Raw genomic sequence first — 22,779 nt, 5'->3', positions numbered from 1 at the left:
TCGCTCAAGACCGGAGGCCCTTCCCATGACTTACGACGTCGCCATGCGCCATCAGCAAGCGCTCGACCCCAGTTCGCTGATCACGGTCGGCACCACCCTCCATGCCATCGGCGCGGCCATCAAGGATTGCCGCAATGCCGGCAAGGATGCCGAGACCGATCCCGCCGTAATCCTGCTCGTTCGCCACCTCAGCGCGGTGTGCGAGGATCGGCCGTCCAGTCTGGAGCTTCGGCGCACCTGCATGGACCAGATCGCCGAAATCCGCCGAACCCCGGTGCTGCGCAATCTCGCCTATCGCGGCGTGAGCTACGACGAGGCGGCAAAGCGCCTCTTTCATTCCGAGGGCCGCTCCGCGATGCGACGCCTGGCCGACGCCTTGGGCCTCTGCGATGGAAGTTACGATATTCGCTCCAACAAGGGCGGGCCCGCGGTCTCAGGCGAAATCACGCTCCACGGCGAGGAGGCATGGGTACAGCTCTCGCTCGGCTGTTCGGGGCCGGGCCGGGAAGTCCTCTATCGCCGTGTTCGCGGCCGCGACGATCACTGCGGCGATCGCAATCACTGGGCATCGGTCAACGACCTCATGGCGCCCGACCGTTTCGCCACGCGCCTTCAGCGCGACCTACGCCTGACCCCACCGGTTGCGCAGCCCATGCGCCTCTTTGCCTGATACCGATGGAGGCCGAGCGTATGAGCCGCGCAGTGAACATCGCGCCTTTCGATCCTTGCTCGGCCGCCACCTGGCTTGCCCGAGGGCGGGCACCCAATCACGCCGAGGCGATCGCGAAGGCCTGGCGTGACTATCCCGATCTTCCGCCAACATCGCCGGCGGCAGACCGGATGGCGCGCACCCGCGAACGTGTCGTCGCAATGAGGCCGGTCAACGATGCCATTGCCGCCGCTACCGAGGCCGAGCGTCAGGTGCGCAATTTCGGCTTCACCGAGAGCCGGGCCGTGTCGCCACACGGCGACGAGCGTGATGCTGCGATCCTGCGTGGACGCGATCGCTATGGCTATGACTGGAATCAGGCAGTCCGCTATGCCGATGGCTGGTACGCAGCCCATGCCGGTTGGGATCACCGGGCGCCAGCCAAGGCCGCAGAACGGCCGGCCTATGATCGCGGGTTTGCCGATGGCGGCGGCGACGTCGATGATCTCTTCGATGCGGCGCGCCGGACCAACCTTGCCGCCGGACGATCGGCCGCCCCAGTGCTGTCGCAGGGCGCGGCGCGATCACTACCCTCGGACTGGCCGAAACCCAGCGACCGCCCTCGACCGACGCCATGGCCGCGGCGCGTCATCATTCTCGGTGATCACCCGGTGGCAGCGCTCGGCCGAACCGGAGTCCTAGAGCGCTTTCGTGAGACGGGCGGTCGCTTTGGCGGCCACGCGATCATCCTGACAGCGGCGCGAGGCTTCGTCTCATCGACCGGGATATCGCCCGAGGCCGAGGAATTGACGGCGGCTCGTGCCGATGAACTCATCGCCAGCCCCGAACAGGCTGACCGCCTTCGCGCTCTTTTGTCGGGCATCGACGTCGAGGACATTTTGGTCGCGCTGCACGGCGAGTATCTTCGGGTTCTCGACGCTCACTCGGTTGCCCTTCCGATCTGTCGAAATCGTGAGCGCACGCGTAACACGCCCCTACAGGTCAAGGCTCATCTGAAGCTCTGGCTGGACCGAGGCCGCGAGGCCGGGAGCAATCTCGGCGCCGGGCACATCCGTTGGTCCAAGGCGACCAAGGGCCTCACCGCCAAGCTTGGCGAGTTGACGGCCCACTATCAGGGGCCTGGGCCTGGAAGAGGGCATCTCGTTTCAATCGAACAGGGCGGTGCTCCCGCGCATGGCTTCATCGACCCCAGCGGAAAACTCCTCGCGCCGACGCTAATCGTCGGGAGCAAAGCCCGGCTGCGCGACGAGATGGCGCGGGCGCTTCGCCTCTTCGGTGGCGCAACGAGGTTCGACGCTCTCTGATCCCTGAGACTGAGGGGAGGGGGATCTTGATGGTCGCGGCGATGGGCCGCGATCGAGGCCGAGAACCCCATGCACATTCCCAGCAACCGACGATTGGTGGACACCATATTGGTGGCCGCCCCGCCGCCTGTCGTCCTCGCCTATGGCATCGGGGTCGATTCGACGGCGCTCCTGATCGAACTCGAGGCCCGCGGCGAAGCCCCCGACCTGGTCCTTTCCGCCGATCCCGGCGCGGAAAAGCCGGAGACCTACGAATATCAGGCGATGATCGCGGCCTGGATGCGCGCGCGCGGCATCCCTTACGAGGTGGTTCGCTATGTCCCCAGGCGCTTCAAGCACTGGCCGCCCTATTATTCGATCCTCGCCAATGTCCTGACGAACGCGACCCTGCCCAGCATCAGTCTGGGTCGGCACAGTTGCAGCCTCAAATGGAAGGTGGCGCCCCAGGACGCGTTCCTGAAACAATGGGCGCCTGCCCAGGCGGCATGGGCGAATGGGCAGAAGGTCATTCGTCTGATCGGCTATGACGTGTCCGCCGCCGATACGCGGCGCTATGCCCATGCCGCAGCGCTGGACGATCCGCTGTTCGAGTGCCGCTATCCGCTGCGCGAATGGAACTGGACGCGCGATCGCTGCATCGCCCGGATCGAGGCCGCCGGCCTCCCGGTGCCGCCCAAGTCGAGCTGCTTTTTCTGCGGCGCCATCCGGCCCGACGAAGTGCGCGCCTTGCCAGTGTGGTGCCTGCGCCTGATCGTCCTGATCGAAGCCCGCGCTGAGCCACGGCTGCGCACCGTCGAAGGGCTGTGGCGACGGTCGACCAAGACCAGACCCGGCAGGATCACCGATTTCATCCGCGCCGAACGGCTGCTGGCCGAGGCCGAGATTGACGCCATCCGGCGCGATGCACCGACCGACCTCATCCGCTTCCAGGACGCAGCCAGCATCGTGCCGCTCTCCGAACGGCCGACGATGGAAGAGTGGATCGAGACCTTCAACACCGGCCTGATGGAGGCAGCATGACCAGCACCATATCCCGGATCGCCGAGCTCAACGATCGTGTGCGCCTCGGACTCGATCGCAATGCGCGCATCGTGATGACGGCGACCTGTCTCGCCACGCTGGCGGGCGACAACAGGATCGTCAGTGAAGCAATAGCCCAGGCCGCCGTCCTCGCGGCCGTCCGGCGCTACGAGTTCAAGCCCGACGACGGCCCGGAACGCAACTATGGGCAGTTCGAGATCGAGGGTCACGCGGTGCGCTTCCGCATCGACTATTATGACCCCTCGCTCGAATGGGGCTCGGAAGACCCGGCCGATGCCGCGGCGACCGTCCGCGTCATGACCATCATGCTGCCCAGCGACGACTGAGCCCGGCACGAGCCCCGCCAATTCGCATCCAAAATGGAGGTAACTTTGCGCCGCATAACACCTGCGACGTCCGAAGACGGACAAGCCATCGCGATTGCCGTTGAACGCCTGCGCGAAGCCCGTACCCTGCTGCGCAGGGCAGGCGCGCGCCGAGCCGCATCGGCGGCAGGCCAGGCCATCAACAGCGCCGAAGGCGCCGCGCGTCACGTCGCGCATAGAATGCGGAGGACTCTTCCATGAGCAGGCACATTCTCCCGCCCAGGGTCGGCCATCCCGATGTCATCTGCGCAGCGGTCGGATGGGATCGGCCGCTCCAGACCTTCTTTGCGCAGGTGTGTTTCCGCACCGAAGATGAGCCAGAGGAGGGAGAGGCCCTGATCTGGCAGGGAACCGAACCGGGCGAACTGCCCACCCCCGAGGCCGCGATCGCCGTCGTCGCGCCCTATGTGGAGGTTCCGGCCGACCTCGCCGAGCGGCTCGCGGACGATATGCGTGCGACGATCGGCGAGAAGGATGGCCAGTATCAGGCTGAAATGAAGCGGCGCTTGTTCGGCTCGATCCATTAGAATCAAGCCTTTCGGCACATAATCGCTTGCGCGGGTGCGTGCGCTCGATAGCCTCGCACCTAGGGGAAAGCCGATGACGTCTGTTCCGACCGATTATGATTCTGCCCGGGCGGCGCTGACGCGCCTCATCCCTCTCGCGATGAGCGACACAGGTCAGGCCCGCCGCGTCGCCAACTTCCTGATGGCCTGGTGGAATGGTCCCGCCCTCGGCCATTTCGAGATCGCCGACCTGTTCGGCCTCGACGTCGCTGTCGCCAACGACATCACCACCATCATCGGCTTCCTCGGCCAGAATGATCGCGGTGCTGTCTATATCGACGGTTTGGGCTTTGCCGAAGAGATGCAGGACATCATCGCTCGCTGGCGATCCTCGGCACAGTCGCAGGAGGATTGACCCACAGTCTGGGTTGATATCCCACGGCGGATCCGACGGCGCCGAAGTGGCGCGTCGGAGCGGCGCTGGCGCGCCTTACTCGGCCGAACGGCCGAGGAGAGGAGTGGGAGAGAGAAGGTGTTCGGACAAGGGGTTCGAGCGCACTATCTCAGGAGACATCCCATGAACATCGGCACCATCACCCAGAACGCCAGCGGCACCTACACCGGCAAGATCTCGACCCTCACGGTCGCCATCGTCATCGCCTTGCGCACCGTCCAGTCCGCCAACCCGCGCGCACCCAAGTTCGAGATCCTCGCGCTCTCGGCTGCCCGTCAGTGGGTCCAGGTCGGCGCGCTTTTCGAACTGTCCTCCAACTCGACCGGCGAGATGTTCCTCAACGGCAAGATCGAGGATCCCAGCCTCGACAAGCCGCTCTACATCTCGGCCTTCCGCCAGGAGGACGGCTCGTACAACATCGTCTGGTCGCGGCCGAACCGCCGTCGGGATGCGCCGACCGACACCGCTGCGGCCGATGACGGTCTGCCGCCGCTGCCCGGCGCGGACGAGCCGGCTGCGCCGAACGGTCCCGCTGGCCCTGACGGACTGGGTGAATCCTCGGCCGCAGGCGCGTTCGGCAGCGAGCCCGCCCAGGGCAACGGTCGCCGTCGGCGCACGCCCGAAATGGCGGACTGACGATCCTCTCCCCCGGCCGCGCGTCTCCCCCTGGCGCGCGGCATCCCCGCAGGGCTCGCTTGTCTCGGCACAAGCGGGCCCTGCTTTCGTTTCCCTCCGATCATGCCCTCGGCTATGGTCTGATCGCAGTCGGAACAGCAGACTTGAAATTTGTCCGGAAACTCCGTACTTTCCGGATAGGAGAATCACCATGCCCCAGACTGTCAGTTCCGTTGAGGCGTCAAAGGCCTTCGGCCGCATCAGCCGCCAGGCGCTTGTTGCGCCTCTTACCATCACGCACCATGGCCATGATAGCCTCGTGCTGATGTCGGCCGCTGAATATCAGCGGCTCAAGCGGCGCGATCGCGAAGTCTACGCGCTGAATGAGGTGCCGGAGGAGATCGCGGATGCCGTTCGGTCTGCGCGCGCGCCTGCTGAAGCCGATGCGTTCAATCACGAGGTCGGATCCTGACGAGTGCAGATTCCTGATCCAGTTCCCGGTCTCGTAATTCGCTATTCCTATCTCTGGAGCCACGAAGCAAAGGCAGGTCACGAAGAGGGCAGCAAGGACCGTCCCTGCGCCGTGCTGCTCGCGACGACGAACAAGGCAGGCGCCAAGATGGTCACCATCCTGCCTGTGACCCATACACCGCCGTCCGACACGAGCCTTGCCGTCGAAATCCCGCACGCCACAAAGGCGCGTCTCGGCCTGGACGATGATCGCTCGTGGGTTGTCCTGACGGAGATCAATCATTTCCAGTGGCCCGGGCCTGATCTTCGGCCGGTGCCGGGCGATGCCTCCGGCGAGGTGGCCTATGGGCACCTTCCGTCCGCGCTTTACGAAACCATCCGCACACGCTGGCTCGCCGCCTACGACGCCGGCAAGGTGACGCAGGTCAAGCGCACCTCCTGACCAGTATCGGCCGCGCCCGCATTTGCCATGCAGCGCGGCCCGTCGCGACTTCGGAGTACGATTCCATGGGAGCCAACGATCAGCGCGGCAATCGAACGGCAATCGCGGCCGAGACCATGAACGACGAGCAGCGGGCCGAGCTTGCGGCATCGCGACCGACGGCAGCGGAGATCGCCGCCGACCGCTGGGCCGACGAGCCCGAAATCGCACCTGAAAAGTCCCGCCGGGCGAAGCTCCGACTACCCTTCCGAACCTGAGGCCGTCTCGGCCGGGCAGCATCGCCGATTGACCTAGAACACGGACGTGGCGTTCCGCACACGTCGACCCAAAGGTGCCGGCCTGTCTGATCGCTGTTCGAGCGGCGCCATACGTTCTTTCCGGCGTGAGATCGGACCATCGGCAGCGCAGCGCGACATCGTCCACCGGATAGAGCCGCGCTGCGACCTGCGGCCTTCCTTCGCCTGTTCCTGACACCTGCGGCGAGACGAAGACGTCCCGCAACCCCTTCCGGTCGCCCGTGTTGCCGCTGCGCGGCTGCCCGCGCCAACTCCCGCCAGGGGTTCCCCTCCGCTGGCGCTCCGGTGCGGGCCGTCTCCGCACGCCGCTCTTCGGTGCCACCGGCGGGAAGGCCGCTGGACCCAACGAGGAGCACTACCATGAACAACGTCAATCTCGCCGGCCGCGTTGCCAAGGACCCCGAAACCCGCGGCGCCGTCACCACCCTCATCGTCGCGACCGATCACGTGAAGCTCAGGGACGGCAAGACCTATGTCGACGAGGCCACCGGCTACACCGCCAAGGAGACCGAGTTCCACAAGGTCACCTGCTTCAACGGCCTCGGCAAGGCCGGTGCCTCGCGCAAGAAGGGCGATGTCGTCGCCATCACCGGCCGGCTGCACTATTCGAGCTGGGAGGATCGCGACGGCGTCACCCGGTACGGTTGCGAGATCATCGCCGACAAGATCGACTTCTTCTGACCCGAAGGGGCGGCGCCTGACGGCGCCGCCGGTCAGCTCAATTGGCCCGGGAAGTTCGCGCGTCGCCCCGTCTCGAGGTTGCGCACCATGTTCTCGACGCCGATCGCGTAGAACTCGCCGACGTGGAAGCTCGCCCCATCCCGGAGCTTCCACTCCTGGTCGGTGACGACCTTGATCACGCTGTTCACCAGCGCGATCACGTCTTGCTCCGCCAGCGGATAGTCGGTGTAGATGCGCTCCGGCTCCCGCAGGTATCGCTTGTCCAGATGGGCAAAGAATTTGTCCCGCCGGCCCATGATGGCGTCGATCGTCGCGCGCTGGGATTCCAGCTCCCCAATCTGCCGCTCGAACTCGCCCTCAGGCGGCGTGCCGGACTTCCAGGTGATGTTGGTCCGGTTCTTCACGCAGAACTCAAGGAAAGCGAAAAGGCTGCCCTCCGCCCGGCGCGGATTCTCAAGCAGTCGGCCCACGGCCAGGTGCAGGTCCGTCTCGGCGGACAGGATCAGCGGACAGAGGATTGGCTCGATCTGCCACAGACGGTCGCCGTGAATATCCCGCTGTCGCAGGAGCTGCTGATAGACGGCGAGTTTCGCCGCCAGCCCCGATGGCTCATTGCCATGCAACAGCGCAGCATATCGCGATAGACGCTCCTCATAGTTCGCCTGAATCTGGGCCTTCACTCTTCATTCCTTCAACATTGCCTGCGGCGTCGGTGCTCGATCATTCGGCGCATCCCGGGCCTTCGACAGGCTCAGGCCGGGACCGGCGCTCTACTCGCCTCCGGCTCCCGGAGCCACGGCCTTGCCGCGTCTCCGCCCTGCCGGGTGACGATCACCTTGCGAGGGGCGATTTGGGGAGGGGTTTCGTCCTGATCAGTCAGGAGCGATTTGCTGTTAACCCGCCCGCTGGCGCGGCCGGGGCAAATCCAATTCTCTCTCTAACATCTCGGTATCAGACAAGCTTCATCGCCGTAGTGTGATGTGCCTTTGGGGGCTTTCTCAAGGATGCGCGGTCCCCCCAATTTTCCCGGGACCGTCGCTGCGCTCTGGCCCCAAGAAAATCGGTTCCCCCACGCCCCGCCGAGGCGGCGCGGGGACAAGCCCCGCGTCCCTGACAAAGCCCCGTCGGCCCATCCGATGAGATTTCATCTTTCATCCAATCCCGGATGAGAGATCGACTTGTTCGGAGGCTTTTATGACTTCTTTCAACAACTTCGCCGACCTTGCCAGTTTCGTCGCCGCGTCGCGTGAAAATGACGGACTGACCCAGACCTACGAGGGCGCGTTCATCGAACATAGCGAGATGGCCAAGCTCAGCATCGTCGAGGCGCCGGAAGCGCTCGACATGCCCGATCCCGAGCAGGTGCGGGCCGCCACCGAGATGATGATGCAGACCATGTTCGACGTGCTGCGCGACACCCGCATGGAGCCGTTCGCGGCCGACCTGGCATGGGGTTTCGCCAACAGCTTCCACGTCGTTGCAAAGCGCATCGAGGGCCGCGAGGATGACGCCGCCAAGAAGCTCGGCGATCTCGCACGCAGCTATGATCCGTCCGAGATCTACGCGACTGAACTCGAAGATACCCAGCTCCTCTGCCAGACCCTGCAGGGTTGCCGCGAGGCGATGGAATGCATGCGTGACCACGCTGCCGAGGTCTATCGTGTCGAAACCGGCAAGCCCTTCTCGCCAGTGCGGGGAAGCCGGGTTTCCAGCGCCCTCAACGCGTCGATGATCGAAGCCCGCGACTATCTCGCCTCCCGCGCCCGGGAGCGGCGCGAGCAGTTCGCCCCGGAAGGCCCGGTCGTGGCCTTCTCCGGCGGTCAGGTGTGGGAGGACGCGGACCTGCTCTGGAACGGTCTCGACAGCATCAAGGCGCGCATCCCGGAGATGATCCTCGCGACCACCGCGCAGGCCAAAGGCTGCGATGCCGTGGCGCACGCATGGGCGGCGTCGCGCGGCGTCAAGGTCATCCAGTTCCGCCTCGATCGCAGTCAGGGCAACCGCGCCGCCTTCGTCCGCAATGACCGCATCCTCGGTCTCAAGCCGGTGGAAGCCGTCATCTGCGAAGGCTCCGGCATCCAGCAGAACCTCGCCCAGAAGCTGCGGCAGGCCGGGGTGCCGCTGCACATCGTCCGCCTCGCGCACCAGCGCACCCAGCGCAGCGCGTGAGCGCTCGCTTGGAGGGGCTCCGGCTTCGGCCGGGGCCTCTCCATCTTTTTCTGCGTGGAGATACGGCGCTCAGGGGCATCGAGCCCCTTCGCGCCGTCGGGGACTGAGCGCTGGCGCGCTCACGCAATGGCCCGCTGATCGCGCCGACTTCGCCCCGCAATGCGGTCAGAGGGGAGAGGGAATGGGCGCTGCGTTCAGCAAGGGAGGACGAGATGTCCATTGTATTTCGCATCACCACATCGGCCGACCATCAGGAACGCCAGACCGCCGTCATCAACGCCCGCGAGCTCGCCGCCTTCCGGGAATTCCTGCGCCGTGAGGGCGAGCGTCTCGACACGATCCTGCTGGACCCGGATTTCGCGGAAGACGACTATCTCTCCTACCGGTTCGAGGCGCGCGTCTGCCCGCTGGCGCTCGCCAGCATCGCGCGCATCTTCGACTATCAGACCGATGTCATCACTGTGCTGGATGAGGCCCAGTTTCGCGGCCGCCGGGTCAGCGTCTATCGCGAGGGCGACACTGGCCCGATCACCCTGTCGGTCGGGCTGACCTCCGATCTCGCCCTCGAACTCGATCTGGCCTATCAGAACGCATTTGCGCTGCTCGAAGGACTGGGACTGCAGCCGGACAGCGTCGGCGAAATCCCGGTCGATAATGTCCGCGCCCGCCTCGCTGATCCCGCCATCCGCCGCAGCGTCGAAGCGCAGGGTGCGGCCGGATATCTGTCCCGGCTCGACCGCCTGATCGCGACCGGAAGTCTCGACGACAGTTCCCGTCTGCAATGGGCTTAGCCTCCGCACGGACCAGACGTCGGAAAGGGACGCGTCGCCGCGTGCGGCGCGCACCGCAATGCTTTTCCGCGCCTATGCTGCGACCGGCGTTCGCGGTGTCAGAAGGGTGTCGATCGCGCGCTGCAACTGGTCGGCGGCATCGCCATCCTTCGTCGCCGTCAGATACTCCTTCGCCTGGCGCATCAATGCCAGCGCAAGCGCCCGCGTCATCGTCGGGTCGGTTTCAAAAGTGTCCACTTCGCCGCCTCGAGCGCGATACATCCTGGAAACTTCCGGGCCGTCGCTCCTCCCCGGAGAGCTCCCGCGCTGAGCGCGGGAGCCGGGGCTGGTAACACGTCGAGACATGCGCCTACGCTTTTAGCACCGAGGCACCTGGACATATGCGCAGGCACCCCGGCGTGAGATCACACCGAGTTGCCTTTCTCGACGGGATTACCAGTCCCGGCGCCGCAGCCTTCGCAGCGCAACCCCGCGCCTAACACAGACCGATCGTCGCACCAAGATGAAGTGAGTTCGGCTCGATGGACCCTTGCCCACAGCCAAATTGTTAATCCATCAGGGAGGTTGGTGGTCCGCCGAAAATCGAACGTTACGATTGGTGACGCTGGGCCGCCCAAAATGCGTCACGACGCAGGGACTCTCTGGCTCGCTTGCGTACCGCACGGACCCGTCAGCTCGCGCGTCGCTACGCATTGCCGTGGCGCACGCCTGAGAGGAAAAATCTCTCACAGTCTTCCCATTCTGTCGGGCGGACGAGACCGTCTCAAGCCCGGCGGGGCCCCACCATTTTCTTCGGCGGAGCGGGCGCTGCGCATCATCGGCGGCCGGGGTGGCCGCCGAAGAAAATCGTGACCCCCACCGCCGCTTCGCGGTCGCCGGCAAGCCGGCGAGGCCTGACACGGTCCCGCCCGCCCGACGCCATTCCCCTGTCATTCAAGACGACAGGAGACGAACATGCAGACGATCACGAACATCGCCGCCGCCGATCAGCACGCCGCCTACTTCGCCGCCGTCGCCAATGCCGAGCGCCGCGCGATGCACAGCTACTTCGACCAGCATGTGGTCGAAGACGATGAGCTGGGGTTCCTCGCCATCGACGAGGGCGACTACGGCGCGCTCGGACATGCGATGATCGACCGGATCGTCTACACCGCGCCGGGCGGCATCATCGACGAGTTCTGAACGACAGGGGAGGGGCTACGGCCTCTCCCTTTTTTTGCTGGGAGAGGAACGGTCATGGGGGGCATCGAGCCCCCCATGACCGTGCCGCGGCGTTGCCGCGGCCGGGGGTGGTTCAGGCCTTGAGGCGCTTCTCGACTTCCTCGAAACCCAGTGTCTTGATGCGGCCCGTCAGATCGGCAAGCCGCTTAGGTTCAAGCTTCAGCAGTCCGGATTTCTCGATCGTCGCGATCGCCTGCTCACGCTCCTTCTCTTCGAGCTTCCTGCGCCGCTCTTCCAGCCGGCGCTGATCCTCTTCGAGAGCCTGTCTCTCCTGTTCCAGTGTCTTTGCCATAGGTGCCTCTTGTGAAGGCTAATCGGGCTATGAACGGGGCAAGCATAGCGCCGGTTGGTGAGGGCAGGAAGAAGAAGATTCATAGGGCTGGGCGCATCGGGCCTGCGCCCGATGACGGCTCTATTCGCTAGGGCTCCCGATGCCCTTCAGGCAACGGGAGCCCAACCTCACGGAGCCAAGGCATGCGCCTTGTCTCCGCCCTTCGGGTCACGATCCTCGCCTTTCCAACGCGGCCCTTTGGCCGACGTTGATGCTGTGCTTCGGGGCTTTTCCCACCCTGATCGGATCGGTGACGCCCGCCTCGCGCGTTCCGCCTTACGGCGGCGCGTAACTCGCCGGTCCCGGCAACCGGCTCCTCTCCGACGACATCAAGACAGACCCAGGGACAGGGGATCGGGCTCTTGGGATTAGCACACCCTACGCGGCTTAAGTCGCAAAAATGGGAAAAAGTGCAGCAAAATCAATTAAGGCAACCTTGGAAGCCCTCGACAGCTTGACTGCTGCTGATGGCTGCCTGGTCCCCAGAATTGGCAATAATTCCGAGACTTTGTCGAGCAGTTCCGGTAGTTCTGATGGCTATATGGTCCCCAAGCGGCATTTGCCCGGGAACCGGGCATTCCTTGACGGCAATCTGGCTCGCCGGAAGATGCCGCCCGCACCCAGTGACTATGTCATCTGGGATGCGGAGCTTGCAGGCTTTGGAATGCGAGTCCGGTCATCGGGCAATCGCTACTGGTTCGTGCGGGTGCGGCGACGCGGCAGGCATTGCCGTGTCTCGCTGGGCAAGGTCGACGAGGTCGATGCCCTGACCGCTCGGGGCGAGGCGCGTAAGCGCCTCGCCGAAGTCGCGCTCGATGGTTTGCCACGCCGGGTGGCGGTGAAGGTCGCTCCTCTGTTTTCGGATTACGCCGATGAATTCTGGGCCGACTACGCACGGCATTGGAAGGGATCGACCCAGAAGCGCAACCTGGATGCGATCAACCGCGACCTGATGCCGCGATTTGGGAAGATGCGGATCGACCTGATCGGCAAGTCCGACGTCGTGCGTTGGCGCGACGATTGCGCGAACGTGAGCGAGGGCAAGTTCAACCGTGCTGTCCCGGTCCTTGCGGCAATGTTCAAGTACGCCGCCCAGCTTGGCTATGTCCGGAAGGGCTCGAATCCTTGCCGGGGCATGCCGCGCTTCAAGACCAAGCCGAAGGAGCGCTACCTCTGCCCCCAGGAGTTCCGCCGTCTGGCCCGAGAGCTGGACGCTGACGAGGCAACCTATCCGGCGCAGGTTGCGGTTACACGCCTGCTGATCTTTACCGGCGCGCGCATTGGAGAAATTCGGGACCTGGAATGGGACTGGGTCCAATTGCCCCGTCTTCTCCTGCCCGACAGCAAGACCGGCCCTAAGACCATCTGGCTCAACAGCCAGGCCGTGAAGATCGTGGAAGGGATCAAAAGACGGGAAGACAGCAAATACGTCTTCGCCAACCAGTCCGGCGCGCGCCCCGTCAACATCGACAATTGGTGGTTTCCCTTCCGCAAGCGCTGCGCCTTGCCGGATGTCCGCATCCACGATCTTCGCCACAGCTTCGCCTCGGTCGCGATAAGGGAGAGGGTTCCACTTGCGACCATCGGCGGCCTGCTGGGACACGTCTTGCCGGAAACGACCGCACGATATGCCCACCTGGCCGACGAGACGATTGCCGACGCGGCTTCGCGTGTTTCGAGCGGAATCGCTGGATCATTGGGCCTGTCCGCATGACCAGCCTCTCGCTCAAGCAAATCGTCGAAAAGGCGCTTGCGGAGATCGGCGTCAATCCGAAGCTGTCGCAGACACCGAAGGGCAAGGCGCGAACGACCACCTGGATTGCCGTGGAGAACGGGTTCGGCATCCGCCACTACCCCAGTGGTCGGCATGTCTACATCGTTCAGACGCGGATGGGCGGGCGGGTTCGGACGATTACGATAGGTCCGGCGTCAGTCCTCACGCGGCATCAAGCGGTGATGGTGGCGCGCCAGGTTCTTGCCCACGCCCGTGTTGGTCACGATCCGGCGACTACGCGCCAGCGCGTTCGCAATGCACCGCGCATGGACGACTTTCTGCGGGAGTATTGGGAGAAGTGTTCCCCAGCTTGGAAGCCGTCCACGCAGGAAACAGCTACGGGCTATCGCCGGAGCCATATCGACGGCGCCTTCCCGGAAGCGTTCGTGGATAGTTTGAGCGAGGCCGAAGTTACCAAGTGGTTCGTCGCCCTGACCGACAAGTCTGGCCCCGGCGCGGCAAACCGTTGCCTTGAAATCCTGCGCGCCGCACTGAACAAGGCGGAAGAATGGGGGTATCGCGTCGAAAACACGAACCCTTGCTATGGAATCCGGCAGAACCGGAAAAACCATCGCAACCGATTCCTGTCCGATGACGAGTTGGCCCGACTTGGAGCAGTCCTGGCCAAGGCACGTGCAGGTGAGGACCGAACAGAGCAAGCCTATGCCTCGGCGATCTTGCTGCTAACGCTGACAGGATGCCGGGTTGGTGAAATTCTTTCCCTGCAATGGTCGGACCTTAAAGGTCTCCGCCTAAACCTCCGGGACAGCAAGACCGGCCCGCGAACCGTCTGGCTGGGTGACGAGGCGCGCGACCTGATCCTTGCCCTACCGCGCTGCGGCAAGAATCCGTGGATTTTCTGGAATTGGCGCTGTCATCGACCAATTCAGACAATCCAAAGCCCTTGGGTCAAGTTTCGCGATGAGGCTCGTTTGAAGGACGTCAGGCCTCACGATTTGCGGCATACTTACGCCAGCCACGCCGTGATGGGCCGGGAGAGTCTGCCTATGATCGGTCGGCTGCTCGGACATGCTACGGTCAAATCCACATCTCGGTACGCCCATTTCGAGGACGCGCACCTGTTGGAGGCGGCGGAGGCGATCGGAATCGCGATCGAACGGGCGATGCGAACAGGTAGGTTTTGAAGCCTTTCCAGTATTCCATTGGCTCCGCTGCCGCAGTTTTCGCGCCTGGGTGAAAACTTCCTTGGGGTGGGCGCAAATTCTCGGTAATCGGGTTTATCGAATCTCTAGGGGACTTAAATGAACGCGGAAGATGGCGACATTTCGGGAGAGATTGATCGCATTCGCGCCAGGATAGCGGGCCTTATTGATGGGCATTTTTCCGAAGGCGCAACGTCTTATTATCTTTCTCAGCTTGGAAACGAGTTGAAAGATGATCGCAAAACTCTGGAACGCCTTACGCGGAAGAAGGTGTCCGAGTTCGTTCAGGATGAATTTCAGTACGAGATTGGGCGGACTGGCTCCCATAACAATGTGCTTTTTATTGTAGCACCTGGTGCGAATCCAGAGAAGCCGGCGCCCGCCCTGCCTCGGTTTAATAAGAGATTCTGGGCTGCATTTTCTGTTCCCTTGCCGGAAGGGGAGCGCCGCTTTCTGGATTTGAGTAATCTGAATTTTGGCCCCCACCGCGAAGATCTGGGATCCGAAGGGCATGACATACGCGAAATTGAAGCCCGCTACCTCCCGACAGCAAATGAATCTCGAACCCCGGCTCAAGTCGCGGAGGAAATCAGAGCATGGGCTGAAGTGCAGAGGCTCGATGTGGAGCAATTCACCATTGCCCGACGAAAGCGTCCGACTGAGAACGGCAAGAGCTTACTCGCTGAGATCATCACCGTGCTAGACAAAGATCAATTGAAAAGGGTCTGCCTTCCTCTCGATGTGATACAGACGCTTAGTTCCAGATCACGTTGATCCAATGAAGATACTCTGCTGCGTAGCAGGATTTCCTCAAGAGGTGGTGGAGGCTGTCCAGTCGAAGCCCGTGGAACGCTTCACAGGAAGCAAAGACAGTCGAATCATCATCAAAAGGATCAAAGAGCCCTTTAATTTTCGTGATGGGATGGCTGCTCCGTTTCTCACCGATTTGGCGAGAGAGGTTTCGGAACTTAATCCGAGAGATGAGATCGCGGTTGTTGTCGCATATGCAAATTTTGATCACGCAGGGACAAAAGCTTTTGTCAGGAGCTTCTTCCCCTTTGCGCTTTGCGCGCCAATTGAACCATTCTATCCCGACGTAGCACCTAAAAATGAACGACGGCGGGCACTTATGGAATTCGTCGGAAGCTTGGAAGATCATGTCCAGGCGCTAGTTTCCAGAGCCAGAATTGTTCGAGATCAGTTGAGTGGGCAGAACTTCTCGCCGCTACTTCTTCCGCTTTGCAATTTTCGGTCTGACGTTCTTTCTCCATCGATTAGCGATTTATATCAAGAACTTGGCATCGACAACGATCCAGCATTCCGTCTCAAACAGGCCAAAGCCGCGCTCTTGGCGGCTCATCCGATTAGATTGGAAGAGGCTAAGGGAGAGAAGAGGAGGCGTTTCTTTGAAGACGACCGATCACTTTGCTTCCACAGCCCTGGCAGTGACCGGCACGGGATGGCCCGAGCACTGACAGAGGGGCACAATCAAAAGTGTTTGATTGGTGCCCGCGTGCGGCTCGGCGGCCCATTCGATTCTCAATTCCACTATGATTGTTGCGACCGCAGGGGTGGCGTCGACCGGAGCTATCCCAATTGTCACAATGAGGAGACGCGCCCTGCTCATGCGGACAATGTGAACATTGCTCCGAATGATTACATACGCTGAAACGTTTACGGCGGACCCTTTCGAGCCCGCCGCGAAACATGCTTGCTTTTCAGCATCACGGACAATCACGGACGGTTAGTCTCGTATCATCCTCACACCTACTGTCGCGAATTCGACCACCCCAAACGAACCCTGCAGGGCCACATTTGACGTCTAACCAAACCGCGCACGTGCAAGAGAGCCGCAAGTAACTATCTTACACTCGACTGGCTTCCCAAACTGCCAACAGCGATGCTGCTCGCAGCCGGTCGGCTCGTGCGTTGCTGCAATCCATATAGCGTACATGTGGAAAAGTTCAAACTCTCTTAAAGCCCCAGCTTCACACATCAGATATGATGTGTTACTCGACTTCCAATGGTCGCGAAATCCATCATAGCCAATGATCGCCAAGCTCGTGACACTGCGTCAGCCATAGAGCAGATTTCTGCGGCTTTGTCATCGGTTCAGGCACTTAAGTCTATCGTCGAAGGGTTGCCGAAAGAGGTGATCGCGAGCGTCCGACGATCGCTCCTGACCGAGAGGGAGGAGCTTGCTGCGCTTCTTGCCGCGTACAACGAAGCAAAGCTGGGTCGTCCAGAGCAGCTTCGCGAGCGGATTGGTAACGATCCAGGTGGGCTCTTGGTGGTCGCGCGAGTCGCGCGGGGATGGTCGCAAAAAGAGCTGGCGCGCCGCCTCTTCATCCCAGAGCAGCAGGTCCAGCGCTACGAGGCTGAGCGATATCGGAGCATTAGCCTCGGCAATCTTATCCGAGTCGCACGGACACTTGGCGTGAAATTGACTGCGGACCTCCCGGCCCAGTCCCATGAACAATGGCTACCCTCATACGAGATGACGCAGGCCGAGGCGCAAAAGGTCTTGAAGCATGCGCGCGCTGAAGGATGGCTCGATAAGGCAGATCAGTCCGATGAGAGTGGACTTAGCCAGCTAAAGCGCACTGTCGCCGAACATGTCGCTGACCACGGTACGCCGTCCCTCCTGCGGACAGGCCTCAACGTGGAGGATCATTCAGGGGACTGGCTGCTGCTATCGTGGAAAGCCCAGGTGACGCGACGCGCGCAAGCCCAGATCCAACGGACTAAGCCGAAGTACAAGGCGCTCGATGTAAGCTGGGTCATGGAACTTGCACGGCTCAGCGCCCATGACGATGGCCCTAAGCTGGCTGAAAAGCTGCTCGCCGATCACGGCATCGTGCTGATCATTGAACGGCAAATTGCGGGTATGAGTGTCGATGGAGCTGCGTTCCTCGTCGACGAAACGCCAGTGATTGGAATGACACTGCGTCACGACAGGATCGACAATTTCTGGTTCACGCTGATGCATGAGTTGGGGCATGTGATCCTTCACTACCGTACGGGGCTTTCAGCTGGCTTCTTCGATAGCACCGAGGACTTCGCGGTTGATGAATTTGAGCGGCAGGCAGACGAGTTTGCGAGCAACATTCTGATCCCGGAAGAACTTTGGGTGCGCTCACCTGCCCGAATTGCCAAGAGTCCGGAGCCGCTTGAAAGGCTCGCGGCACAACTGGGGATTGCACCGGCCATTGTCTTTGGTCGTGTGCGGATGGAACGAAAAAACTACACGATTTTCGCGAACAAGCTCGGCGCGGGTAAGGTCCGCAAATCGTTCGATGCCCGGCAATTGGAGAATACCCAATGACCACAAGAAAGGCCCCTCTGTACGCGCCGGCGCTTCGTATGAAGGCAGGCGAACTTGAAGGTGTTCGGCTTCTCGCGAGTGATGTAGCCGACTGCGTCCTCCCGCGCTTCATTGTGCCGCCATTTGGTGAGCGCGACCCAGACATGCCACTCCCCCTTTCCATGGACCGGGTTCCGGATATTTCGGCAGCATTGGCTGGAGCATGGCGGGGGCGTCCGGCGCTGATCGACGCGACATACATCCTTGATGAATTCGGACGGGATCAAGCATCACATTGGCTTCCTGCAATGGTCAGGATGGCTAGGGCGAAGGGCGTCGATGTCATTCCCGCCGCGTTCCTGAGCGATATTGCCGACTGTTCGACCGCATTACGTGCAGCGATCGACCGAGGCGCTGACACCAAATTCGCGCTTCTCATCTCTTCCGATGAGATGGTGGGGCCTGACTTGCAGGCGTCCTTGAATACAGCATTGGTTTCGTTGGGCCTCAAGGCAGACGAATGTGTCGTCGTTGCCGAGTTCGCAGATGTCGAGTTCTCCGAACCCAGCATCGTTGCGCCGATTATCAGCGGAACCTTGGAAACTCTCCAGGAATGCGGTTTGTGGCAGTACATCGTTTTCCAAGGCAGCCATTATCCCGACAAAAATCCTGCTGAGCCTGGAACGACGGAATTCTGGCCTCGAAACGAATGGCGAGCATGGAAGCTCGCGGTCAGGTTCGATCCTACGACGGCAGAACACATGATATTCGGCGATTTTGCGGCTGACTGTTCGCGTATCGAGTTCGGAGGAACTGGCGGGAAGGCTATCAGCCATCTTCGATATACGGTCGGCGATAGCTGGCGTGTCGAGCGAGGGCCGAAGACAGGTTCTGATCGGGAGGCTATGCACCGGGTCTTTTCCAAGATCGCAGGCAGCACCGACTTTGCTGGCGCCGGGTTTTCAAAAGCTGACGCCTACATCGCCCAAGCTGCGGCCAACTTGAATGCCCCGCACGGCAATGCCAAGATCTGGCGAGAGATCAACACGACCCACCACATTACCCAGGTTGTGAACGACATCGCACGTGTTCGCGGGATCGGTATCAAAGCACCGACCGTGGATACCGAAGTCCAGATGGTCTTGCCTGACTTGGCGTAGCCGGCGCTCTGCGCGCTTACACGAAGGAGTTAGCTGAAGGCTCTCGAGAGAAATTGCGCCGAGGCGAAATTCTATCGTCCAGCACAAGGGGGCTTTTGCCGGTTGCGGAGAGCCCCGTCGCTTCGGCTACCAGTAAGCGATCTTCGTGAGTAAAGCACTATTGCCGCGCGTCGACTTCCGTTGTTAAGTCCCTGAATAGGGGGTTCAACAGGATCGGCGACTATAATTCCAGTTTCGCAAGATCCTGGAAATTTTCGCATCCCGGCCCTCTCCAACGGGAGACCGAGCAAGTATATGGCAATCTTCACCACGAGCACCATTCCGATCCTTTCCCTGATCGAAGACATCGACATGGGTAAGATCGGATTGCCGGAATTGCAGCGACCTTTCGTCTGGCCCAACGTCAATGTTCGAGACCTGTTTGACTCGCTGTACCGAGGCTATCCGGCCGGGTTTTTGCTGTTCTGGAAAACTGGGGCAGAAGGCGGGCTGAAGATTATCGGCACTGGGCAGAAGCAATCTGTCCCGGAACTCGCGATAGTTGACGGTCAGCAAAGGCTAACGTCCCTTTATGCTGTGATCAAAGGCGCCGAGGTTTTGAGGGCCAATTTCAAGAAGGAACGGATTCAAATCGCCTTCAATCCACTCTCGGGGCGCTTTGATGTCGCAGATGCGGCCATACGCAAAGATCGAGGATACATCCCTGATATCTCGGCCATATGGGCCCCAGATTTCAAAGCTGGGGCCTTCCGAAAGGCGTTCATCAGCCAGTTGTCGGAGATCAGAGAGCTGAGCGACGAGGAGGAATCCACGATTGAAGACTCAATCGACCACCTTCGAAATTTGCCCAACTACAATTTCGTCGCCCTGACGCTCGCCTCCTCCGTCAACGAGGAGACCATTGCCGAGGTTTTCGTCCGCATCAATGGCAAGGGCAAAGCCCTTAACCAGGCGGACTTCATCATGACTTTGATGTCCGTGTTCTGGGATGAAGGCCGCTTCGAACTGGAGGACTTTGCGCAAAAATCTGTGCTGCCCAGCGATGGCCAATCGTCTCCATTCAATCATTTCATCAAGCCGTCACCCGATCAGATGCTGCGAGCGACGGTTGGCTTGGCCCTGAAGCGGGCGCGGCTTGAAAACGTGTATAGCGCGTTGAGAGGGCGTGATGCGGCGACGGGGCTGGATAACCCCGAAAAGCGCGACGGCCAGTTTGCACTGATGCGCGAAGCTCAGAAGGCAGTGCTGAATCTGACCAACTGGCACCACTTTCTCGATGGCCTCAAACTTGCCGGCTATCGTGGTCAGAAAATGATCAGCTCCGAGACTGCGATCATCTACTGCTACGTTCTCTATCTTATCGGCATCCGAGACTACGGCATCGATCGGTCGGACGCGCGACAGGCAATCGCAGAATACTTCTTCATGTCCGCTATGACCGGACGATATACAAATTCTCCGGAAACCCGGTTCGAGGCGGATCTAGCGGCGGTTCGGGATCTAACGAACGGCCAAGCTTTTCTGGCTAAACTCCGCGAGATTTGCGCGACTACGCTGACGAACGACTATTGGGAAATTACGCTCCCCAGCCAGCTCGCTACGTCAGCTGCCCGAAGCCCGTCGTTATTCGCTTACCAGGCCGCGCTGATCAAGTTGGACGCTCCAGCACTCTTCAGCCCGATGAAGCTTGCCGCAATGGTTGACCCAGCAATCAAAGGATCAAAAGCGGCACTCGAGCAACATCATCTTTTCCCGCGGGGCTTTCTCGAGGAGCAAGGCATCAGTGATCTTAAGCTTATCAATCAGATAGCGAATTTCGCACCCGTGGAATGGCCTGCCAACATCAAGATCGGAAAGCAATCGCCGAGCCTGTATGTCCCCGCGCTTGACGCTGCGCAAAGCCAGTCAGAACGTGATCTTGCAAATCGCTTCCACGCGCTTCCATCCGCGTGGTGGGAAATGCCGTACGACGAATTCCTGGTCGAACGCCGGAAGAGAATGGCTCTAGTGGTTCGGGACGCATGGAAGGCGCTTACCGGCGACAAGCCGTTGGAACCCGCTACGCCCCCTACAGTGAGCGAATTGATCGCATCCGGTGAGAATGGAGCCGTGGAGTTCAAGTCCACTCTTCGCACCAACCTGCATACCGGACAGCCCGACGAGAAGATGCACTTGTCCGTCCTCAAGACCATCGCAGCATTTTTGAATGCGAAAGGTGGTTCGCTCCTGATTGGTGTTGATGACAACGGGCAGGTCCTTGGCCTTGCAGCTGATGGCTTCCCCAATGAGGACAAGATGGGGCTGCACCTAGTTAATCTCATCAAGGATCGGATCGGCGAGCTGTTCATGCCCTACGTGCATCCGCATTTCGAAGAACAGGAAGGTACGAGGATTCTAGCAGTGCGCTGCGAACAAGGACCAAAGCCTGCATTCGTAAAGGATGGAAACGTCCAGCGCTTTTACGTCAGAGGCGGAAATGCCACTACCGAATTGTCTGGAAATGCGGTGACGGATTACGTCAAGCACCGGTTTTGATTGATTGCTGCTGATAGGGGCAAAGAATTTTATGGATGGGGTATTTGGCAGCATACTCGATGGCATGGGCGCGCCAATTCATTGGGCAAGCCAGGCCCTGTTATTTGTACTTCGATACGACGCAAGTGTGTTCTTGCTCTGCGTGCTCGGTGCTGTGTGGTGCTGGCACTTCATTCGACGAAACAGGGTTGCGCATTTCGACGAAGCAATGGCCGGATTGTTGAGCCGTGAAGACGCCTTATCGAAAGTCGCGGCTGCCAGTGATCCGGTCGAAGCTCAGGTCAGGTTTTCTGAGGATTTCGACACCATTGCCGACGTAATGGCGCGACAGGATCGGAAGGAACTGGCGCTAGCTTGGGAGCAGTTTCGCGAGACGTTCATCGACGAAAATGAGACTACCATCCGAACGACCGCAAGGGCCGAGGCATATTTTCTGCACTTGGCAGATGATACGCGTGTTCTGGCTTGGGGGGCGAATATCGCCGTTGGTCTCGGCCTGACCGCTACCTTTCTGGGTCTGATCGCTGCGCTGACATCCGCTATGGATGTGCTGTCTGGCGCATCCAACGGGACCGAGACTGCGGCAGCTCTTCAGGGGCTTCTCAAAATCACGGCGGCAAAATTTTGGACCTCCGTTACCGGTATCATCTGCTCGATTGTTCTGCGGCGCACTGATCGCCGCTGGCACGAGCAGTTGCAGCACCATATCGAGACGATATGCCAAATCCTTGATCGTGGGACGCTCTTCACTCCGGCACAAAGGCTGGCCGCAGATCAGTTGCGCGAGATGAAGCGTCAAACGGAAGCGTTCCAGACGTTGGGTACCGATCTCGCCACTGCAATCGACAACGCGCTGACCAACCGCATGTCTCCGGTCGTGTCGGTACTGGGTAGCATCAGCGAAAGTATTGAACAGTTCGGGAAGGGTGGATTCAACCAGATTAGCCAGGATTTGGGCAAGGCGCTCGGCGAGCACGCGGGCCGAGAAATGCAACAGCTTGGTCAGACCTTGGCGGTAATGGCTACCAAGTTCGACGATCTGTCAAATGGCCTCGCTGGTGTTCCTGCGTCGCTGGAAAATTCGCTTCGAGAGATGCGCGAGCAATTCGAAAGCGAGCAAGAGGCTACCCGCCGCCGCCAGGCAGAAGCCGGGGAGCAAATGTCTGCCCAGCTCAGTGAACTGGCCGAGAAACTAGGAGGAGTGACGGGTCAATTTTCCGACGAACTTGCAACCAAGTTGCAGGAAACCATAAAGGCAGTCACCGACACAAGTGGGGAAGCTATCGGCTCGGCATTCGCGAAGTTCGGCGAAAAGATGACGAAGTCGAGCGACGAGTTGGTTGAACGTCTTGCGTTGTTGGCGAATACGGCGGCTCCGCTGAGTGAAGCAATGACCAAGGCAGCTGCGGTAACCAATGAGCAGGCACAGCGCCTAGGGTCAAAACTCAATCAGCCTCTTGAATCGCAGCCGGTTTCCTGATTCACC

At 60.9% G+C, this 22,779-nt stretch carries 25 protein-coding genes; 22 read left to right on the top strand and 3 right to left on the bottom strand.

The window, feature by feature from the left end; translation table 11 throughout:
- Positions 1–25 precede the first annotated feature (25 nt).
- The 11 genes from Q0316_RS15055 to Q0316_RS15005 all read left to right on the top strand — a co-directional run bounded on the left by Q0316_RS15055 (position 26) and on the right by Q0316_RS15005 (position 6,845).
- Positions 26–670, top strand: a complete 645-nt coding sequence (locus Q0316_RS15055; protein ID WP_298674056.1) for a hypothetical protein — start codon at positions 26–28, stop codon at positions 668–670.
- Positions 671–690: 20 nt separating this feature from the next.
- Positions 691–1,974, top strand: coding sequence for a hypothetical protein (locus Q0316_RS15050; RefSeq protein ID WP_298674053.1), 1,284 nt, complete (start codon positions 691–693; stop codon positions 1,972–1,974).
- Between the two features lie 69 nt (positions 1,975–2,043).
- Positions 2,044–2,994, top strand: a complete 951-nt coding sequence (locus Q0316_RS15045; RefSeq protein WP_298674050.1) for a hypothetical protein — start codon at positions 2,044–2,046, stop codon at positions 2,992–2,994.
- Complete coding sequence (locus Q0316_RS15040) at positions 2,991–3,341, top strand: DUF3768 domain-containing protein (RefSeq protein WP_298674048.1); 351 nt, start codon at positions 2,991–2,993, stop codon at positions 3,339–3,341. The genes Q0316_RS15045 and Q0316_RS15040 overlap by 4 nt, the downstream gene beginning before the upstream one ends.
- 236 nt (positions 3,342–3,577) lie before the next feature.
- A complete protein-coding gene (locus tag Q0316_RS15035) occupies positions 3,578–3,907 on the top strand; it encodes a hypothetical protein (RefSeq protein ID WP_298674047.1) in 330 nt (109 codons plus the stop codon).
- A gap of 73 nt (positions 3,908–3,980) precedes the next feature.
- Complete coding sequence (locus tag Q0316_RS15030) at positions 3,981–4,301, top strand: hypothetical protein (RefSeq protein WP_298674045.1); 321 nt, start codon at positions 3,981–3,983, stop codon at positions 4,299–4,301.
- Positions 4,302–4,463: 162 nt separating this feature from the next.
- Positions 4,464–4,976 carry a DUF736 domain-containing protein gene (locus Q0316_RS15025; RefSeq protein WP_298674042.1) on the top strand — a complete coding sequence of 171 codons (513 nt, stop codon included), beginning with the start codon at positions 4,464–4,466 and terminating at the stop codon, positions 4,974–4,976.
- Between the two features lie 190 nt (positions 4,977–5,166).
- Positions 5,167–5,427 carry a type II toxin-antitoxin system Phd/YefM family antitoxin gene (locus Q0316_RS15020; RefSeq protein ID WP_298674039.1) on the top strand — a complete coding sequence of 87 codons (261 nt, stop codon included), beginning with the start codon at positions 5,167–5,169 and terminating at the stop codon, positions 5,425–5,427.
- A gap of 3 nt (positions 5,428–5,430) precedes the next feature.
- Entirely contained in the window at positions 5,431–5,868 is a 438-nt protein-coding gene (locus Q0316_RS15015; protein ID WP_298674036.1) for a hypothetical protein, read from the top strand.
- A 65-nt stretch (positions 5,869–5,933) separates the two neighbouring features.
- Positions 5,934–6,125, top strand: coding sequence for a hypothetical protein (locus Q0316_RS15010; RefSeq protein ID WP_298674033.1), 192 nt, complete (start codon positions 5,934–5,936; stop codon positions 6,123–6,125).
- A 399-nt stretch (positions 6,126–6,524) separates the two neighbouring features.
- Entirely contained in the window at positions 6,525–6,845 is a 321-nt protein-coding gene (locus tag Q0316_RS15005) for a single-stranded DNA-binding protein (protein ID WP_298674030.1), read from the top strand.
- A gap of 32 nt (positions 6,846–6,877) precedes the next feature.
- Here Q0316_RS15005 and Q0316_RS15000 read toward each other — a convergent pair whose 3' ends face one another.
- Entirely contained in the window at positions 6,878–7,525 is a 648-nt protein-coding gene (locus Q0316_RS15000) for a hypothetical protein (RefSeq protein WP_298674026.1), read from the bottom strand.
- 514 nt (positions 7,526–8,039) lie between these two features.
- Between Q0316_RS15000 and Q0316_RS14995 the strand changes: the two genes are divergently transcribed.
- Both Q0316_RS14995 and Q0316_RS14990 read left to right on the top strand, forming a co-directional pair.
- Positions 8,040–9,014, top strand: a complete 975-nt coding sequence (locus tag Q0316_RS14995) for a DUF2493 domain-containing protein (RefSeq protein ID WP_298674022.1) — start codon at positions 8,040–8,042, stop codon at positions 9,012–9,014.
- A 212-nt stretch (positions 9,015–9,226) separates the two neighbouring features.
- Complete coding sequence (locus tag Q0316_RS14990) at positions 9,227–9,805, top strand: hypothetical protein (protein ID WP_298674019.1); 579 nt, start codon at positions 9,227–9,229, stop codon at positions 9,803–9,805.
- A 72-nt stretch (positions 9,806–9,877) separates the two neighbouring features.
- Here the strand turns inward: Q0316_RS14990 and Q0316_RS14985 are convergent, their stop codons facing one another.
- Positions 9,878–10,042: a hypothetical protein gene (locus Q0316_RS14985; RefSeq protein ID WP_298674016.1), complete on the bottom strand. Its 165-nt coding sequence runs from the start codon at positions 10,040–10,042 to the stop codon at positions 9,878–9,880.
- Between the two features lie 717 nt (positions 10,043–10,759).
- Here Q0316_RS14985 and Q0316_RS14980 point away from each other — a divergent pair.
- On the top strand, positions 10,760–10,987 hold the full coding sequence (locus tag Q0316_RS14980; protein ID WP_298674013.1) for a hypothetical protein: 228 nt from the start codon (positions 10,760–10,762) through the stop codon (positions 10,985–10,987).
- A gap of 112 nt (positions 10,988–11,099) precedes the next feature.
- Here Q0316_RS14980 and Q0316_RS14975 read toward each other — a convergent pair whose 3' ends face one another.
- The gene (locus Q0316_RS14975; protein WP_298674011.1) at positions 11,100–11,318 is read right to left on the bottom strand and encodes a hypothetical protein; all 219 of its coding nucleotides are present in this window, start codon (positions 11,316–11,318) and stop codon (positions 11,100–11,102) included.
- A gap of 475 nt (positions 11,319–11,793) precedes the next feature.
- Between Q0316_RS14975 and Q0316_RS14970 the strand changes: the two genes are divergently transcribed.
- From Q0316_RS14970 to Q0316_RS14935, 8 genes are all read left to right on the top strand, one after another.
- Positions 11,794–13,071, top strand: coding sequence for a site-specific integrase (locus tag Q0316_RS14970; RefSeq protein WP_298674008.1), 1,278 nt, complete (start codon positions 11,794–11,796; stop codon positions 13,069–13,071).
- Complete coding sequence (locus tag Q0316_RS14965; protein WP_298674006.1) at positions 13,068–14,276, top strand: site-specific integrase; 1,209 nt, start codon at positions 13,068–13,070, stop codon at positions 14,274–14,276. Before Q0316_RS14970 ends, Q0316_RS14965 begins: the two co-directional genes overlap by 4 nt.
- A gap of 117 nt (positions 14,277–14,393) precedes the next feature.
- A complete protein-coding gene (locus Q0316_RS14960; protein WP_298674004.1) occupies positions 14,394–15,068 on the top strand; it encodes a hypothetical protein in 675 nt (224 codons plus the stop codon).
- 4 nt (positions 15,069–15,072) lie between these two features.
- Positions 15,073–15,963 carry a hypothetical protein gene (locus tag Q0316_RS14955; RefSeq protein ID WP_298674001.1) on the top strand — a complete coding sequence of 297 codons (891 nt, stop codon included), beginning with the start codon at positions 15,073–15,075 and terminating at the stop codon, positions 15,961–15,963.
- 354 nt (positions 15,964–16,317) lie between these two features.
- Positions 16,318–17,619: an ImmA/IrrE family metallo-endopeptidase gene (locus Q0316_RS14950; RefSeq protein WP_298673997.1), complete on the top strand. Its 1,302-nt coding sequence runs from the start codon at positions 16,318–16,320 to the stop codon at positions 17,617–17,619.
- On the top strand, positions 17,616–18,758 hold the full coding sequence (locus tag Q0316_RS14945; RefSeq protein ID WP_298673994.1) for a hypothetical protein: 1,143 nt from the start codon (positions 17,616–17,618) through the stop codon (positions 18,756–18,758). The genes Q0316_RS14950 and Q0316_RS14945 overlap by 4 nt, the downstream gene beginning before the upstream one ends.
- A 294-nt stretch (positions 18,759–19,052) precedes the next feature.
- The gene (locus tag Q0316_RS14940; protein ID WP_298673990.1) at positions 19,053–21,293 is read left to right on the top strand and encodes a DUF262 domain-containing protein; all 2,241 of its coding nucleotides are present in this window, start codon (positions 19,053–19,055) and stop codon (positions 21,291–21,293) included.
- 31 nt (positions 21,294–21,324) lie between these two features.
- Positions 21,325–22,773, top strand: coding sequence for a hypothetical protein (locus tag Q0316_RS14935; protein WP_298673987.1), 1,449 nt, complete (start codon positions 21,325–21,327; stop codon positions 22,771–22,773).
- Positions 22,774–22,779: the final 6 nt, after the last annotated feature.

Source organism: uncultured Sphingomonas sp. (assembly GCF_937871615.1).
In the GTDB taxonomy this organism is placed as follows: domain Bacteria; phylum Pseudomonadota; class Alphaproteobacteria; order Sphingomonadales; family Sphingomonadaceae; genus Sphingomonas.
Note: the sequence above shows the minus strand (reverse complement) of the source record. Positions and strands in the feature narration are given on the sequence as shown.

Bases quoted from the DNA above. Each gene is read 5' to 3' on its own strand.
- Q0316_RS15020 (WP_298674039.1), top strand. From the start codon at position 5,167: ATGCCCCAGACTGTCAGTTCCGTTGAGGCGTCAAAGGCCTTCGGCCGC.
- Q0316_RS14990 (WP_298674019.1), top strand. From the start codon at position 9,227: ATGTCCATTGTATTTCGCATCACCACATCGGCCGACCATCAGGAACGC.
- Q0316_RS15005 (WP_298674030.1), top strand. From the start codon at position 6,525: ATGAACAACGTCAATCTCGCCGGCCGCGTTGCCAAGGACCCCGAAACC.
- Q0316_RS14940 (WP_298673990.1), top strand. From the start codon at position 19,053: ATGGCAATCTTCACCACGAGCACCATTCCGATCCTTTCCCTGATCGAA.
- Q0316_RS15040 (WP_298674048.1), top strand. From the start codon at position 2,991: ATGACCAGCACCATATCCCGGATCGCCGAGCTCAACGATCGTGTGCGC.
- Q0316_RS14975 (WP_298674011.1), bottom strand. From the start codon at position 11,318: ATGGCAAAGACACTGGAACAGGAGAGACAGGCTCTCGAAGAGGATCAG.
- Q0316_RS14935 (WP_298673987.1), top strand. From the start codon at position 21,325: ATGGATGGGGTATTTGGCAGCATACTCGATGGCATGGGCGCGCCAATT.
- Q0316_RS15050 (WP_298674053.1), top strand. From the start codon at position 691: ATGAGCCGCGCAGTGAACATCGCGCCTTTCGATCCTTGCTCGGCCGCC.
- Q0316_RS14995 (WP_298674022.1), top strand. From the start codon at position 8,040: ATGACTTCTTTCAACAACTTCGCCGACCTTGCCAGTTTCGTCGCCGCG.
- Q0316_RS15010 (WP_298674033.1), top strand. From the start codon at position 5,934: ATGGGAGCCAACGATCAGCGCGGCAATCGAACGGCAATCGCGGCCGAG.
- Q0316_RS14980 (WP_298674013.1), top strand. From the start codon at position 10,760: ATGCAGACGATCACGAACATCGCCGCCGCCGATCAGCACGCCGCCTAC.
- Q0316_RS14945 (WP_298673994.1), top strand. From the start codon at position 17,616: ATGACCACAAGAAAGGCCCCTCTGTACGCGCCGGCGCTTCGTATGAAG.
- Q0316_RS14960 (WP_298674004.1), top strand. From the start codon at position 14,394: ATGAACGCGGAAGATGGCGACATTTCGGGAGAGATTGATCGCATTCGC.
- Q0316_RS14955 (WP_298674001.1), top strand. From the start codon at position 15,073: ATGAAGATACTCTGCTGCGTAGCAGGATTTCCTCAAGAGGTGGTGGAG.
- Q0316_RS15045 (WP_298674050.1), top strand. From the start codon at position 2,044: ATGCACATTCCCAGCAACCGACGATTGGTGGACACCATATTGGTGGCC.
- Q0316_RS15025 (WP_298674042.1), top strand. From the start codon at position 4,464: ATGAACATCGGCACCATCACCCAGAACGCCAGCGGCACCTACACCGGC.
- Q0316_RS15035 (WP_298674047.1), top strand. From the start codon at position 3,578: ATGAGCAGGCACATTCTCCCGCCCAGGGTCGGCCATCCCGATGTCATC.
- Q0316_RS14950 (WP_298673997.1), top strand. From the start codon at position 16,318: ATGGTCGCGAAATCCATCATAGCCAATGATCGCCAAGCTCGTGACACT.
- Q0316_RS14965 (WP_298674006.1), top strand. From the start codon at position 13,068: ATGACCAGCCTCTCGCTCAAGCAAATCGTCGAAAAGGCGCTTGCGGAG.
- Q0316_RS15030 (WP_298674045.1), top strand. From the start codon at position 3,981: ATGACGTCTGTTCCGACCGATTATGATTCTGCCCGGGCGGCGCTGACG.
- Q0316_RS15055 (WP_298674056.1), top strand. From the start codon at position 26: ATGACTTACGACGTCGCCATGCGCCATCAGCAAGCGCTCGACCCCAGT.